Raw genomic sequence first — 15,816 nt, forward strand, 5'->3', positions numbered from 1 at the left:
ATCCGTAATTATACTTTTAGTATAGGAGCTTTTACACATGAAGAAGTTTTTTGCGGAATTCAAGACCTTCGCCATGCGCGGCAACGTCATGGACATGGCCGTCGGCGTGATCATCGGTACCGCGTTCGGTAAGATCACCACCTCTCTGGTGAACGATGTGTTCATGCCGCTGATCGGCCTGCTCATCGGCGGCGTGGATCTGGGACAGCTGAATATCGTTCTGAAGCCGGAGGTGCTGGACGAGGCAGGCCAGGTGGTCACCGAGGCCGTTACCCTGGGCATCGGCACGTTTCTGAGCACGGTCATTGACTTTGTTCTGGTGGCCTTCGTCATCTTCCTGATGGTCAAGACCATCAACCAGCTGCACAAGCTGGGCAAAAAGGACGAGGAGCCGCAGGAGGAGGAAGAACCGGCTCCCACCAGCGAGGAGCTGCTGACCGAGATCCGCGACCTGCTGAAAGAGCAGCAGAAATGAGGGACCTCCTGACCGCCGGCCTGACGGCCCTGGACCTGGACCCCGCCGCTGCGGACAAGCTGGCGCGCTACGCCGAACTGCTGCTGGAAAAGAACAAGGTGATGAACCTCACGGCCATCACCGCGCCCCGGGACGTTGCCACCCTGCACCTGCTGGACTGCGCGGCGCTGGCGGCGCAGCTGGACCTGTCCGGCAAGCGCGTCATCGACGTAGGCACCGGCGCAGGCTTTCCCGGCATGGTGCTGGCGATCTTGACGCCGGACGCCCGCTTCACGCTGCTGGACAGTCTGGGCAAGCGGGTGGACTTCCTGAAGGAGGTCCAGACAGACCTGGGCCTGAAAAATGTGACCTGCGTTCACGCCCGGGCGGAGGAATTCGCCGCGCAGCACCGGGAGCAGTTCGATCTGGCGGCCTCCCGTGCCGTGGCCCAGCTGAACGTACTGTGCGAGCTGACGCTGCCGCTGGTAAAGGTAGGCGGACAGTTCGCCGCCATGAAGTCCGTCTCCACCGACGAGGAGATACGGCAGGCCCACAGCGCCATCGCCCAGCTGGGCGGACAGCTCTCCGGCGTCACGGACTACACCGTGCCGGAGACGGACGTGGTGCACCGCATCGTATCCATCGAAAAAACACAGCACACACCGAAGCAATTTCCCCGGGCCTTTGCCCGGATCAAAAAAGCGCCGCTGGTATAGGCGGCCCGTGAAAGGAGGGAGTCCATGGGCAAGATCATCGCCGTGGCGTCCGGCAAGGGCGGCACCGGCAAGACCACCTTCACCGCCAACGTGGCGCTGGCGCTGGCCCACATGGGGCAGCGGGTGCTGTGCCTGGACTGTGACATCACCCTGCGGAACCTGGATCTGGCGCTGGGGCTCAGCGACCGGGCGCTGATGGACTTCTCCGACGTGCTGGAGGGCCGCTGCACCCTGCATGAGGCGGCGGTGCCCCATGAGCGATACCCCTCCCTCTCCCTGCTGACCGCACCCATGGCCGACCGCCCGCTGTCCCTGTCGGTGCCGAAGCTGCAGGCGCTGGCGCGTGAGATACGGGAAAGCTACGACTGGTGCCTGATCGACGCGCCCGCCGGACTGGGTCAGGGCTTCCAGATGGCAGCGTGCATGGCCGACCAGGTGATCGTCATCACCACCACGGACGTGTCCGCCATGCGGGACGCCCAGCGCACCGCCGCAGAGCTGTCCGCCTTTCCCAGCGGGACGGTGCATCTGGTGGTAGGGCGCGTGTCCAAAAAGGTGCTGCGTCAGCTGCACACCACCATCGACGACGCCATCGACGCGGCGGGCCTGCCGCTGCTGGGCGTGATACCGGAGGACCCGGACGTCCCCTACTGCCTGAACCGCGGACTGGTGCTGCGGGAGCAGAACTACTACGCCGCCCGGGCCTATGAAAACATTGCGAAACGCATCATGGGGCAGAAAACCCCGCTGATGAAGATATAAGGAAAGGAGCCCTCCATGAATATTGCATTGATGGCACACGACAACCGGAAAGAGCTGATGGTCCAGTTCTGCACCGCCTACTGCGGCATCCTGGCCAAGCACACCCTCTGCGCCACCGCCCGCACCGGCCAGCAGATCGCCGATGCTACCGGGCTGACCATACACCGCTTCCTGTCCTTCGCCCACGGCGGCGGACAGCAGATCGCCGCCCGCATCGCCTATAACGAGATCGATATGGTGCTGTGCTTCGGTGACCCCAACCAGAAAACGCCGGACGCAGACATCACGTATATTTCCCGCCTGTGCGACCAGAACAACGTGCCCTTTGCCAGCAACCTGGCCACCGCCGAGATGCTGGTGCTGGGTCTGGACCGGGGCGACCTGGACTGGCGTGACATCGTCAACCCCAAGAACAAGCCCTTTACGGCTTGACAACCATCGGCAAATCGCATACAATAAGGGATAACCGTGCAGACCTCGCAGGAGTAGCCTGTACACCGCCGCTGCAAGAGAGGTGCGCCATCGGCTGAAAGCGCACCGCGGCAAGGCACAGGTGAAGACAGCGAGTTAGCGGGGATGGAAACATCCACGGCGCGCTCCCCGTAACAGGAGCAAAAAGGGCCGCAAGGCCGAATTTGGGTGGCACCACGAAGTGTTTTACGCTCTCGTCCCAATGCAGGGACGGGAGCGTTTTTTCGTCCGCGCCGCCGACACAAACACAAAGGAGAACGCTATGCAGGCTGTTTTGGACTTCATCAACAACCACGTGCGGGACATCTTCATCCCGCTGACGGCGCTGGCGCTGCTGCGGGTCGGTATGTGCCTGGCGCAGCTGAAGCGAATGACGCACCTCCGGGAGAAAAAAGGTGCCTACCACGCCGTCCGGGGCCACTGCGAGGAGCTGGGCGTCTGGTTCGGTGCGCTGGCGGGCCTGCTGCTGCCTGTCATTGTACCGGGTCTGTGGTATGCGGGCCTGGCGCTGGCCATAGTCGGCGGTGTCATCGGCCAGCGCATCGGCGTGAAGAAGGGCCGGGCCCTGGATAATATCTACCGCGAGGTCGCCTGGGAGCTGAAGCACGAGGCGGAGGCCGAGGCCGCCCGCGAGGCCGCCGCCCACACGCTAACGCCCGGTGCGGAGGAGCTGCCGGAGACAAACGAGCAAAACGAAACCACCGAAGATAAAGGAGCGACGGAAAATGGCTGAGATGACCCCCCGGACCCTGTCCGGCTTTATGGAGCTGCTGCCCAAGCCGCAGCAGCAGATGGAGCGCATGATGGACATCCTGCGCCGCACCTATTCTCTGTACGGCTTCACCCCGCTGGACACCCCGGTGATCGAGGCGGCGGAGGTGCTGCTGGCCAAGGGCGGCGGCGAAACGGAGAAGCAGATCTACCGCTTCAACAAGGGCGACGCCGACCTGGCCCTGCGGTTTGACCTGACGGTGCCGCTGGCCAAGTATGTGGCCCTGCACTACAACGACCTGTCCTTCCCCTTCCGCCGCTACCAGATCGGCAAGGTCTACCGGGGCGAGCGCGCCCAGCGCGGCCGCTTCCGTGAGTTCTATCAGGCGGATATCGACGTGATCGGCGACGGCAAGCTGGACATCACCAACGAGGCCGAGATGCCCGCCATCATCTACCGTGCGTTCAGTGAGCTGGGGCTCAGGCGCTTCTGCATCCGGGTGAACAACCGCAAGATCCTCAACGGCTTTTATGCCATGCTGGGCCTGACCGACAAGGCCGGCGACATCATGCGTACCGTGGACAAGCTGGACAAGATCGGCGCAGAGAAAGTCCGCGCCCTGCTGACCGACGAGGTGGGCGTGTCCGCCGAAAGCGCCGATGAGATCCTGAAATTCATCGCCATCACCGGCAGCAACGATCAGGTTCTCTCCGCCCTGGAGGGCTACGCCGGCCGGAACGAAACGTTTGACGAGGGCCTGGACCAGCTGAAGACCGTGGTGAAATACCTGTCCGCCTTCGGCGTGCCGGAGGAGAACTTTGCCGTGGACCTGACCATTGCCCGGGGCTTGGATTACTACACCGGCACCGTGTACGAGACGGCGCTGCTGGACCACCCGGAGATCGGCTCCGTCTGCTCCGGCGGCCGGTATGACAACCTGGCAGCGTACTACACCGACAAGCAGCTGCCCGGCGTGGGCATCTCCATCGGCCTGACCCGGCTGTTCTACGTGCTGGGCGAGCAGGGAATGCTCAACGGCGATCTGCCCACCGCTCCGGCGGATGTGCTGATCCTGCCCATGACCGAGGACCTGTCCGCCGCCGTCACACTGGCCACAAAGCTGCGGGACGCCGGCGTGCGGACCCAACTGTACACCGAGCAAAAAAAGTTCAAGGCCAAGATGAACTACGCCGACAAGACCGGCGTGCCCTATGTGGTGTTCCTGGGCGAGGACGAGGTGAAAAATAACGTCATCGCCTGCAAGGATATGACCAGCGGCGAGCAGACCACCCTGGACTTTGCCGCCACCCTGGCGCGGGTGCGCGACGGTCTGGCCGAGAGGAACAAGGGCAGGGTCATCGTGGAGAAGTAAGCGCCTTACCCTACGGCGCAAAGCATTTCCGGCAGACGGGTGTAGGGGGCGGCGTTTTTGATAAACAATCCGTAATAATTCAATAAGGTTATACAAAACACAATCATAAATGGGAGGAAAACGACAATGATGCAGATGCGTACACATACCTGCAATGCGCTGCGGCTGGCCGATGTGGGCAAGTCCGTGAAGATCGTGGGCTGGATGGAGAATGTCCGCGAGGTAGGCGGCAGCCTGGCCTTCGTGGTGCTGCGTGACTTCTACGGCACCACCCAGGTGGTGGTGGAGGACGAGGCCGACCTGAAGGTCATCAAGAGCCTGAACAAGGAGTCCACCATCAGCGTGGAGGGCACCGTCCGCGAGCGCGCCAGCAAGAACTCCAAGCTGCCCACCGGCGAGATCGAGGTGGTCCCCACCAAGATCGAGGTGCTGGGCCGCTGCCGCTACAACGCCCTGCCCTTCGAGATCAACCGCAGCCGCGAGGCCGACGAGACCCAGCGGCTGAAGTACCGCTATCTGGACCTGCGTAACCCGGCGGTCAAGCAGAACATCATCCTGCGCTGCCAGGTGGTGGCCGCCCTGCGCGCCGCCATGATGGAGCACGGCTTCCTGGAGATCACCACCCCCATCCTGACCGCCAGCTCCCCCGAGGGCGCCCGCGACTATCTGGTGCCCGCCCGCAAGCACCCCGGCAAGTTCTACGCCCTGCCCCAGGCGCCCCAGCAGTTCAAGCAGCTGCTGATGACCTCCGGCTTCGACCGCTATTTCCAGATCGCCCCCTGCTTCCGCGACGAGGACGCCCGCGGCGACCGCAGCCCCGGCGAGTTCTATCAGCTGGATATGGAGATGGCCTTCGCCACCCAGGACGACATCTTCGCCGTGCTGGAGGACGTGCTGCCCCCTATCTTCGCCAAGTTCGGCACCTACAACGTGGCCTCCTCCGCCCCCTTCCGCCGCATCCCCTACAACACCGCCATGGAGACCTACGGCTCCGATAAGCCCGACCTGCGTATCGACCTGACCTGCAAAAACGTCAGCGAGCTGTTCGTCGCCAGCGAGTTCGAGGCCTTCAAGGGCCAGACCGTAAAGATGGTGCCCATCAGCGACTGCGCCCTGACCCGCAAGCAGGTGGAGAAGCTGCTCACCGACTGCGAGGTCCAGTCCGGCAGCAAGGCCTACTGGTTCAAGGTGGACGAAAACGGCCAGCTGGCCGGCGGCATCGCCAAGTTCGTCGCCCCGGTGGAGGCCGAGCTGGGCAAGATCATCGACCTGAAGCCGGGCACCCTGGTGCTGGCAGCCGCAGGCCAATACGCCACCAAGTCCGTGGGCGTGCTCATCAAGACCTTCGGCGCCGCCTGCGAAAACCACTTTGACAAGGAGCGCTACGAGTTCTGCTGGATCGTGGACTTCCCCATGTACGAGATCGGCGACGAGTCCGGCGAGCTGGAGTTCTGCCACAACCCGTTCTCCATGCCCAACGGCGGCATGGATATCCTGCTGAAAGCCGAGCGCGGCGAGATCGACCCGCTGGACATCTACGCCAACCAGTACGACCTGGTGTGCAACGGCGTGGAGCTCAGCTCCGGCGCCGTCCGTAACCACGACCCGGAGATCATGATCAAGGCCTTTGAGCTGGTGCGCCTGGGCGAGGAGGACGTGAAAAAGAAGTTCCCCGCCATGTACAACGCCTTCTGCTACGGTGCGCCTCCCCACGCGGGCATCGCCCCGGGCGTGGACCGCATGGTCATGCTGCTGGCCGGCGAAAGCTCCATCCGCGAGATCATCCCCTTCCCCATGAACAAGAACGCCCAGGACATCATGATGGGCGCGCCGTCCACCGTGGAGCAGAAGCAGCTGGATGAGCTGCACATCGCCATCGTGGGCGAGGTGGAGAAGGACGACTGATGGAGACCGTCAAGCTCTACTATGAAAACGCCTTTCTGCAGGACTTCACCGCCGTGGTGGAGTCCTGCGGGGCTGTGACGGGCGGCTTTGCGGTGGTGCTGGACCGCACCGCCTTCTATCCCGAGGGCGGCGGACAGCCCGCCGACCACGGCACGCTGGGGGATGCCCGCGTGCTGGACGTCCATGAGAAGGACGGCGTCGTCACCCACCTGTGCGACCATGAGCTGCCTGTAGGCGCGGAGGTCAGCGGCCATATCGACTGGGCGCGCCGCTTCGATCATATGCAGCAGCACTCCGGCGAGCACATCGTCTCCGGTATGCTGTGCAGTGCCTTCCACTGCGACAACGTGGGCTTCCACCTGGGCGCAGACACCGTGACCATCGACTACAACGCCGACATCAGCTGGGAGCAGGTGCAGGACATCGAACGCCGCGCCAACCGGTACATCTGGGAAAACCACCCCATCCACATCTGGTATCCCTCCCCGGAGGAGCTGGCCGCCCTGCCCTACCGCAGCAAAAAAGCCCTGGAGGGGCCTGTGCGCCTCACGGAGTTTCCCGGCGCGGACCTGTGCGCCTGCTGCGGCACCCATGTGGCCGCCAGCGGCCAGGTGGGCCTGGTGAAGTTCGTGGGCTGGCAGAAATTCCGGGACGGCGTGCGGCTGGAGCTGCTGTGCGGCCAGCGGGCGCTGGACCATCTCTCCGCCTGCTGGGAACAATCCCGGCAGATCGGGCAATCGCTGTCGGTAAAGCCGGAGGCATCCTTTGCCGCCGTGGAGCGGATGCAGTCTGAGCTGCTGGCCGCCAGGGAACGCGCCGCCGGATTGGAAGCGCAGGTCTTCGCCCACACAGCGGCGGAATACGCCGGCAAGGGCGACACCGTGCTCATCACCGCGCCGCTGGAAGGCGACGGTGTCCGCCGCCTGTGCGACGCCGTGGCCCAGACGTGCGGCGGCCGCTGCGCCGTGTTCTCCGGAACAGACGGCACGTACCGGTACGCGCTCATCCATGCCGGACAGGATATCCGGCCGCTGGTGAAGGACATGAACGACGCGCTCCATGGCCGCGGCGGCGGCCGCGACGGCTTTGCCCAGGGCAGCGCCGCCTGCACGGCGGAGGAGATCCGGGCCTTTTTCTCCTGCCGGTAAACTGCTTCGCTGCGCGAAATAATTTTGCGTTATTTCAACAAAAAACACCCCCGAAATGTGCAGAAAAAGCGCATTTCGGGGATTTCCTTTTATGGATATACATGATACAATAAGAGACACTGAATATTTCGCACAGAAAAGAGTGATACCTTGCCCGAAGAAAACAAGCTGGGCGTCATGCCCATTTCCAAGCTGATCTGGAATATGTCCCTGCCCATCATCGCGTCCATGCTGGTGCAGGCGCTGTACAACATCGTGGACAGCGTGTTCGTCAGCCGTGTCAGCGAGCAGGCGCTCACCGCCGTTTCGCTGGCCTTCCCCGCCCAGAACCTGATGATCGGTCTGGCCACCGGCACCGCCGTAGGCGTCAACGCCCTGATGGGCCGGGCACTGGGTGCCGGACAGCGTGAACGCGCCGACAAGGTCGCCAACCACGGCATACTGCTGGCGCTGGTGGGCTTCGTCATCTCCGCCCTTTTGGGTGCCACCTGCTCCGACCTGTTCTTCCGTTCCCAGACCCAGATCGAGAACATCATCCGCATGGGCAACGACTACCTGCGGGTGGTGACCATCGGCTCGCTGGGTATGTTCTGCCAGATCATGTACGAACGGCTGCTCCAGGGCACCGGGCGGTCTATCCTCAGTATGTACACCCAGGGTCTGGGCGCCATCATCAATATCATTCTGGACCCCATCTTCATCTTTACCCTGAACATGGGCGTTACCGGCGCTGCCGTGGCCACCATCATCGGCCAGTTCTGCGGCTGCGCCCTGGCCATATACTTCAACCACAAGAAGAATACCGATATCACCCTGTCCATCAAGGGCTTCCGCCCGGACTTCCGGCTCATCGGCGAGATCTATGCCATCGGCCTGCCCAGCGTCATTATGATCGCCATCGGTTCGGTGATGACGTTCCTGATGAACAAGATACTCATCACCTACCATGCCGCCCATGAGACGGCGGCCACCGCCTTCGGCGCGTACTTCAAGCTGAACTCCTTTATTTTCATGCCCGTCTTCGGTATGAACAACGGCGTGGTGCCCATCGTGGCCTATAACTACGGTGCTCGGAACCGCAAGCGCATGGTGGAGACCATCAAGCGCGGCGCGCTGTACGCCTCTATCATCATGGTCTTCGGCACCGTCCTCTTCTGGGTCATCCCCGGCCCTCTGCTGAAGATATTTGACGCCACCGACACCATGCTCTCCGTGGGTATACCCGCCCTGCGGATCATCTCCATCAGCTTCTGCATGGCCGGCGCGTGCATCGCCCTGGGCGCCTCCTTCCAGGCGCTGGGCAGATCCCTGTACTCCATGATCACCTCCATTGTCCGCCAGCTGGTGTTCCTGATCCCCATCGCCTACGTGCTGGCCCGGTACGGCGCCTCCGTGGGCAACAGCGACCTGGTGTGGTGGAGCTACCCCATCGCGGAGGTATTCTCCCTGACGCTGACGCTGTTCTTCTTCCGCCATCTGTACAAGACCGTCATCGCCCAGCTGCCCGAGGGGCACGAATAAGAAAAGCGGAACTAAACCCCGCCGCGCTCCGTCTTAGTGGATAGAGGGCGGGCACATCGCCCTCCCCGCCCCCCGGCGGTGTATATACACACAAACAGATAGAGACAGAAAAGGAGGCACGACCCCCATGAAGAAGTTTTTGGCATTTATCCTGGCCCTGGCCTGCGCCCTGTCGCTGATGGCCTGCGGCAAAAAGAACAACGACGACAAGCCCGACCCCGATCCCGCGCCGGATCCCCAGCCCACCGTCACCACCGCCGAATTTACCCACGGCTATGTAGACATGAAGCTGGAGCTGCCTGAGGGCTGGAGCTGGGAGCAGGTGTCCGACAACGGCACCGACAAGACCGAGGGCATCCGCTTCTACAAGACCGATGACCCCACTGTCAGCTACACGCTGCTGTGCTGGACGGGAGGCTACGGCATCTGCGGCACCGGCGTCACCAGTGAGGAGATCACCCTTGCCAACGGCATGAAGGTCTGGCAGCACACGGAGGAGAACACGGAAAAGGGCACCATGGGCATGGCGGACATCTTTTTTGAGGACGTACCGGGCAGCTATGTGGCTTCCCCCTCCGAGACCATGACCACCGAGGTGTGGAACGCCAACCGCGATGCGCTGCTGTCCATTCTGGGCACCGCCCAGATCGGCCGCAAGAGCGTCAGCCAGCAGGCCGCCATCGACGCGGCCAAGGCCCAGTACACCGGCGCGTACGATCAGGTGTACGCCACCTATGACGTCACCTCCGGCGCGTGGACGGTGAGCTTCAGCAAGAGCGCCGCCGGCGCAAAGACCGACCGTCTGGTGGTGGACGCCGCCGGAAAGGTCATGGCCGCCGGGAAGTAACCGAAAACAGCCGAAAACCGCCGCAGCTGCGGCGGTTTTTGCTTTGCGTGCTTGACAACCACCCCGAAACGTGCTATTCTTTTCCTGATACAGGCGATGACGGGCGTGGCGGCCCTGAGCCGCGGGAGGAAATGCCCGCCGGAAGCCCCGTTACCGGCAGAAGAGTGTGGAAGTATCCAAATTCAGGTGGAACCACGGACTATGTTTAGTTCGCCCTGAGCCTTACCGGCTCAGGGCGTTTTTTTGTTGCCAAAACACTTCATATAGGAGGAACCTCACCATGAAAAACACCGAAAAAACGATGGACAAGATCGTCGCCCTCTGCAAAAACCGCGGCATCATCTTTGCCGGCTCCGAGATCTACGGCGGCCTGGCCAACACCTGGGACTACGGTCCCCTGGGCGTGGAGCTGAAGAACAACATCAAGAAGGCCTGGTGGAAGAAATTTGTCCAGGAGAACCCCTACAATGTGGGGCAGGACGCCGCCATCCTCATGAACCCCCAGACCTGGGTGGCCAGCGGCCATCTGGCCGGCTTCTCCGACCCCCTGATGGACTGCAAGGAGTGCAAGGAGCGCTTCCGCGCCGACAAACTCATCGAGGACTGGTGCCACGAGAACGGCTTTGAGCTCAGCAAGCCCATCGACGCCTTCTCCCAGCAGGAGATGAAGGACTTTGTAGAGGAGCACAACCTCCCCTGCCCCAGCTGCGGCAAGCACAACTTCACCGATATCCGCCAGTTCAACCTGATGTTCAAGACGTTCCAGGGCGTCACCGAGGACGCCAAGAACACCGTCTATCTCCGTCCCGAGACGGCCCAGGGCATCTTCACCAACTTTGTGAACACCCAGCGCACCACCCGCCGCAAGCTGCCCTTCGGCGTCTGCCAGATCGGCAAGTCCTTCCGCAACGAGATCACCCCGGGCAACTTCATCTTCCGCGTCCGTGAGTTCGAGCAGATGGAGCTGGAGTTCTTCTGCAAACCCGGCACCGACCTGGAGTGGTTCAACTACTGGCGCACCTTCTGCCACAACTGGCTGCTGGGCATCGGATTGAAGGATGAGAACCTGCGCCTGCGTGACCACGACCCCGAGGAGCTGTGCTTCTACTCCAAGGCCACCACGGACTTCGAGTTCCTGTTCCCCTTCGGCTGGGGCGAGCTGTGGGGCGTGGCGGACCGTACCGACTACGACCTGACCCAGCACCAGACCGTGTCCGGCAAGGACCTGACCTACTTCGACCCCGAGACCAACGAGCGCTACATCCCCTATGTGGTCGAGCCGTCCCTGGGTGTGGAGCGCAGCGTCCTGGCCGTGCTGGTGGACGCCTACGACGAGGAGGTCGTGGACGCGGAGAAGAACGACGTCCGCGTGGTGCTGCACCTGCACCCGGCCCTGGCGCCCTACAAGGCCGCCATCCTGCCCCTGAGCAAGAAGCTCTCCGAGCCCGCCCGCAAGATCTACGAGGACCTGTCCAAGGAGTGGATGCTGGACTTCGACGAGACCGGCTCCATCGGCAAGCGCTACCGCCGCGAGGACGAGGTGGGCACGCCCTTCTGCATCACCGTGGACTTCGACACCGTGGGCGATGCCGAGCACCCCGGCGACAACTGCGTCACCGTCCGCGAGCGCGACACCATGGAGCAGGTGCGTATCCCCATCAGCGAGCTGAAGGCCTATCTGGCCGAGAAGCTGGCCTATTAAGCGTAAAAAAAGAAAGCCCCGCGGGGCTTTCTTTTTTTGCTCACATATCCACGATCTGCAATTCGCTCTCGTCCACCTTCTGCATGTCCTTCTTGTTCATCATGTCGTACATACAGGGCACCACGAACAGCGTCATCAGCGTGGCGTACAGCAGTCCGCCGATACAGACCACGGCGATGGGCTGCATCAGCGCCGTGCCGGCGTTTTTCGCCGTGGCGGTGACGATCAAGCCCAAAATCGTGGTCAGACTGGTCATCAGGATCGGCCGCAGGCGGGTCACGCCCGCGTCGATGATCGCCTCCCGGCGCTCCATGCCGGACAGCCGCTGCTGGTTGATGTAATCCACCAGCACGATACCGTTGTTGACGATGATGCCCACCAGCATCACGAAGCCGATCAGGCTGATGACAGATACCTCGATCCCCGCGATCAGCAGGGCCAGGAAGCCGCCGGTAAAGGCCAGCGGGATGGTGAACATGACGATGAACGGGGATTTCAGCGACTGGAACTGTGCCACCATGATGAAGTACACCAGCACCACGCCCAGCAGCAGCATCAGCAGCAGCTGGCTCATGGCCTCCATGATCTGCTCGTTCTCTCCGTTGAATTCCGCGGTGACGCCCTCCGGCAGCGTCAGACCGCTGACGGCCTGCTGCGCCGCGGAGGTCACGTGGGTGACGTTGTAGCCATCGGCGATGGCGGCGGTCACGGTAACGCACCGGCGCTGCTGGTCACGGGAGATGGTGTTCATGGACACCGTCTCCGTCACGGTGGCCACATCGCCCAACTTGAAGGTCTTGTCCTCCTCACTGCCGCCGGTCAGCTGCCCCGCGGCGCTGCTGCCGGTCATGCCTGAGGCGCTCCCGGTCATGGCGGAGGACGCGCTGCTCTCCGCAGACAACTCCAGCTCCAGCAGGTTCTCCCGCTTGAGGACGCTGCCCTCCGCCGCGTCCACGGTCAGGTCCATGTCCTCGCTGTCCAGCGTCACATCAGAGACGCTGGCGCTGCTCTGCAGCGCCGCGGCGATCTGCATATACACCTGGGCCACGGTCAGACCCTTCTCCGCCGCCGCCTTCCGGTCGATGGTCACCTGCAGCGCCGGGGCCGAGGCGTCCAGCCCGTCGCTGACCTCACCGACGCCCTCCACCTGCTCCAGCCGCCGGGCGATGGTCCGGGCGCTGCTCTGCAGGTCCGCCATATCGCTGCCGAACACCTGCAGCGACACGCCGCTGCCGGTCATATAGCTCATCATACCGCTCATCACGCCGCTGGCCGTCACCTCACAGGGCAGGTCGGCACACAGCGTCTCGATCTCCTTCCCCGCCACAGAGCCGAAGGTCCCCTCCGGCATGGTGATGTAGCCCTCCACGTCATAGCTGCCGCCGGAGGTGCCGCCCATGGCACCGCCCATGTTCAGGCCGCCCATGGTGCCGCCGCCCATCATAAAGCCGGCATCCTGCACGTCGTCCACAGTCATCACCCGCTCCAGCACCTCGTCGGCCAGCCGTACCGCCTCCTCGCGGGAGGTGTCCTCCGGCATGGTGATGGTCAGGGACAGGTTGTTCATATCCATCTCCGGCATAAAGGTAAAGCCGCGGCGCAGGCACGCGCCGGCACTGGTCACCAGCAGCACCAGCGACAGCAGCAGCACGCCGGCCTTGTGGTCCAGCGAAAAAGCGATGGCCTTCCGATAGGCGGGATAGACCTTGTCCAGCAGGCCCGGCTTCTGCACCATGGGCCGGCGCAGCATACCGCTGGCCATCGCCGGCACCAGTGTCAGCGCCACCAGCAGGCTGGCCAGCAGCGAGTAGGTGATGGTCAGCGCCAGATCGGTGAACAGCTGGCGGGTCAGGCCCTCTACGAACACGATGGGCGCGAACACGCACACGGTGGTCAGGGTAGAGGCCGTCACCGCGCCCAGCACCTGGCCCGCGCCGGACACCGCCGCCTGAATGATGGTGGCGCCCTTGGCCCGCAGGCGGTAGATATTCTCAATGACCACCACGGAGTTATCCACCAGCATACCCACCGCCACGGCCAGACCGCTCAGGGAGATCATGTTGATGGTCACGCCGGTGAAGTACATAAGTACGATGGCAAAGATCACGCTGACGGGGATAGATACCAGCGTGATGACCGTTGGCCGCCAATCCCGCAGGAACAGGTACAGGATGACCACGGAGAACAGCGCGCCCCACAGCAGCGACGAGGTGATGGTCTCCACGATCAGGTAGATATAGTCGCCCTGGTCCATCAGCGGCGCGAAGGACAATCCCTCGTACTGGCCCTCCAGCTCCTCGAACCGTGCGCTGATGTTATTGGACACCTCCGCCGTGGCGTAGTTGGACTGCTTGGTAAAGGTGATGAGAATGCCGTTGTCGCCGTTGACCTTGGTGTACAGCTCCCCGGCGTTGTCCGTGACCACCACGGTGGCGATGTCGCCCAGTGTCACCGGCTCGATGCCGTCCATGCCCAGGTCCAGCAGCACCATGTCCTCCAGCTCCTGCCGGGTGGACACGTTCTCGCCCACAGACACCATGTAGCGCACGCCGTCGTTGTCCTCAATGTACCCGGCGGGCATGGCGAAATTCTGTGCCGTCAGCAGCTGGCTGACGGCGGAGATGGACAGCATCCCGCCCACGTCCGTCTGGTCGGCGATGGACTTGTACGCCTCGTTGATCTGGTCCATGCCGGCCTCGATCTGGGTCATGGCCTCATCCAGCTGTATCTGCGCCTCCGTCAGCTGGGTAATGCCGTCGATCAGGGAGAGCGTCATGTTATAGACCTCACTGGTGACCTCCCGCTTCAGCTCGCCGCTTTCCAGATCCTTCATCAGCTTATCCAGCGTCGCGTTCAGCCGTTCCAGCGTCTTTTGCAGCTGTTCCAGCCCGGGCACGGTGATGGGCGGCTCACCGGGATCCGGATCCGGGTCTGGCTCCGGGATCTGGCCCCGGGCCTCTTTCAGATATTCGTACAGCTTATCCACCGCCGCGCCCGCCTTGGCCGCCGCGCCGGCGGCAATGGCCTCCTTGGCCTCATCCAGCTGTGCCTGCCCCTTTTCCACCTGGTCCTTGGCCTTCTGCAGATCCAGCTTCGTCTTGTTCAGTTCGGTACGCACCGCATCCGCCAGCTTCTCCGACAGGGCATCCAGCTTGGCCTCGTCCAGGATCACATGGGCCTCCCGGGTCACGGCGCCGCTGACCGAAATGCTGGCCACGCCGGACACGCCCTCCAGCTTGGGGGACAGCTCTCCGGTGACGAAATCGCTGAGCGCGTACACGTCCATGTCCTCCCGGGTCACGGCGGCCACCATCACCGGCAGCATGGAGGGATTGATCTTCAGCACATAGGGGGCGGAGACGGTGTCGTCCCAACTGCCCTGCAATACGGAGATCTTCTGCTGGATGTCCACACTGATGGTATCCATATTGGCGCCATCCTCAAACTCCAGCGTGACCATGGATACGCTGTCCTGGCTGGTGGAGGTGACGGTCTTGATCTTATCCAGCGTAGCCATGGACTGCTCCACCGGCCTGGTGATGGACTGCTCGATGGACTCCGGGCTGGCGCCGGGATCAGAAGTGACGATGATGACATAGGGAAAGTCCATGTTGGGCAGCAGATCCGGTGTCATTTTCAGATACGCCACCACGCCCAGCACGATAATGCCCAGCACCGTCACAAAGATCGTCAGCGGTTTTTTCACGCTGAAGCCGGCCATATCCGTCCCTCCTTTTTCCACCTGCAGCGCCCATGCGCCCAGGGTAAAACTGTAATAATGTGTAAGTGTACCATCCCCGCCGCCGACTTGCAAGCGGAACGGTGCAGAATTCACGAAAGCGTTACAAATACAGGGTTTTTTCGGAAAAATAGTTCGGAGTTCGTAGTATTCTTTGCGCCGTCTTTACGCGTCCGGACGATGAAAAACGCGGACGCACCTGCGTCCGCGTTTTTCGCAAATAAGAAAGAGAAAAGGGAAGAAAACAGCAAAATCAGCCGGCGCCCCGTTACAGCAGCGTGCACAGCAGGCGCAGCTCGGCGGCCAGCCACACCGGCATCAGCATGGCGGTGACACGGCACACGGGGTTGATGTTCCCCGTCAGCAGGCACACCAGCGTGAACGCCAGAATAACCGCGATCACAACAGCGGCGATCGCCTTTGCCGGGGAAGTCTTGGTTTTCGTGTTTGTCATAGGGAACAACTCC

General features: G+C 62.6%; 13 protein-coding genes. 11 read left to right on the top strand and 2 right to left on the bottom strand.

What is annotated here, in order from left to right; translation table 11 throughout:
• Positions 1-37: 37 nt before the first annotated feature.
• The 11 genes from mscL (at position 38) to ACOMDU_RS06480 (ending at position 11,610) form a co-directional block, all read left to right on the top strand.
• Entirely contained in the window at positions 38-475 is a 438-nt protein-coding gene (mscL, locus tag ACOMDU_RS06430; RefSeq protein ID WP_421129604.1) for a large-conductance mechanosensitive channel protein MscL, read from the top strand.
• Positions 472-1,170, top strand: a complete 699-nt coding sequence (gene rsmG, locus ACOMDU_RS06435) for a 16S rRNA (guanine(527)-N(7))-methyltransferase RsmG (protein ID WP_421129605.1) — start codon at positions 472-474, stop codon at positions 1,168-1,170. The genes mscL and rsmG overlap by 4 nt, the downstream gene beginning before the upstream one ends.
• 24 nt (positions 1,171-1,194) lie before the next feature.
• Positions 1,195-1,932: a septum site-determining protein MinD gene (gene minD / locus ACOMDU_RS06440; protein ID WP_022135463.1), complete on the top strand. Its 738-nt coding sequence runs from the start codon at positions 1,195-1,197 to the stop codon at positions 1,930-1,932.
• Positions 1,933-1,947: 15 nt separating this feature from the next.
• Positions 1,948-2,364: a methylglyoxal synthase gene (locus ACOMDU_RS06445; protein ID WP_022135462.1), complete on the top strand. Its 417-nt coding sequence runs from the start codon at positions 1,948-1,950 to the stop codon at positions 2,362-2,364.
• A 301-nt stretch (positions 2,365-2,665) separates the two neighbouring features.
• Complete coding sequence (locus ACOMDU_RS06450; RefSeq protein ID WP_421129606.1) at positions 2,666-3,136, top strand: hypothetical protein; 471 nt, start codon at positions 2,666-2,668, stop codon at positions 3,134-3,136.
• A complete protein-coding gene (hisS, locus tag ACOMDU_RS06455) occupies positions 3,129-4,487 on the top strand; it encodes a histidine--tRNA ligase (protein WP_421129608.1) in 1,359 nt (452 codons plus the stop codon). The genes ACOMDU_RS06450 and hisS overlap by 8 nt, the downstream gene beginning before the upstream one ends.
• 126 nt (positions 4,488-4,613) lie before the next feature.
• A complete protein-coding gene (gene aspS, locus ACOMDU_RS06460) occupies positions 4,614-6,392 on the top strand; it encodes an aspartate--tRNA ligase (RefSeq protein ID WP_421129609.1) in 1,779 nt (592 codons plus the stop codon).
• Entirely contained in the window at positions 6,392-7,540 is a 1,149-nt protein-coding gene (locus ACOMDU_RS06465; protein ID WP_421129611.1) for an alanyl-tRNA editing protein, read from the top strand. Before aspS ends, ACOMDU_RS06465 begins: the two co-directional genes overlap by 1 nt.
• Before the next feature lie 150 nt (positions 7,541-7,690).
• Positions 7,691-9,061, top strand: a complete 1,371-nt coding sequence (locus ACOMDU_RS06470) for an MATE family efflux transporter (RefSeq protein ID WP_421129612.1) — start codon at positions 7,691-7,693, stop codon at positions 9,059-9,061.
• A 127-nt stretch (positions 9,062-9,188) separates the two neighbouring features.
• The gene (locus ACOMDU_RS06475) at positions 9,189-9,908 is read left to right on the top strand and encodes a hypothetical protein (protein WP_421129613.1); all 720 of its coding nucleotides are present in this window, start codon (positions 9,189-9,191) and stop codon (positions 9,906-9,908) included.
• A gap of 280 nt (positions 9,909-10,188) precedes the next feature.
• Positions 10,189-11,610: a glycine--tRNA ligase gene (locus ACOMDU_RS06480; protein ID WP_421129614.1), complete on the top strand. Its 1,422-nt coding sequence runs from the start codon at positions 10,189-10,191 to the stop codon at positions 11,608-11,610.
• Positions 11,611-11,650: 40 nt separating this feature from the next.
• Here the strand turns inward: ACOMDU_RS06480 and ACOMDU_RS06485 are convergent, their stop codons facing one another.
• The gene (locus ACOMDU_RS06485) at positions 11,651-15,331 is read right to left on the bottom strand and encodes an efflux RND transporter permease subunit (RefSeq protein ID WP_421129615.1); all 3,681 of its coding nucleotides are present in this window, start codon (positions 15,329-15,331) and stop codon (positions 11,651-11,653) included.
• A 286-nt stretch (positions 15,332-15,617) separates the two neighbouring features.
• A complete protein-coding gene (locus ACOMDU_RS06490; protein ID WP_022135453.1) occupies positions 15,618-15,803 on the bottom strand; it encodes a hypothetical protein in 186 nt (61 codons plus the stop codon).
• Between the last annotated feature and the right edge of the window lie 13 nt (positions 15,804-15,816).

It is taken from the genome of Vescimonas sanitatis (genome assembly GCF_049060325.1).
GTDB lineage: Bacteria > Bacillota > Clostridia > Oscillospirales > Oscillospiraceae > Vescimonas > Vescimonas sanitatis.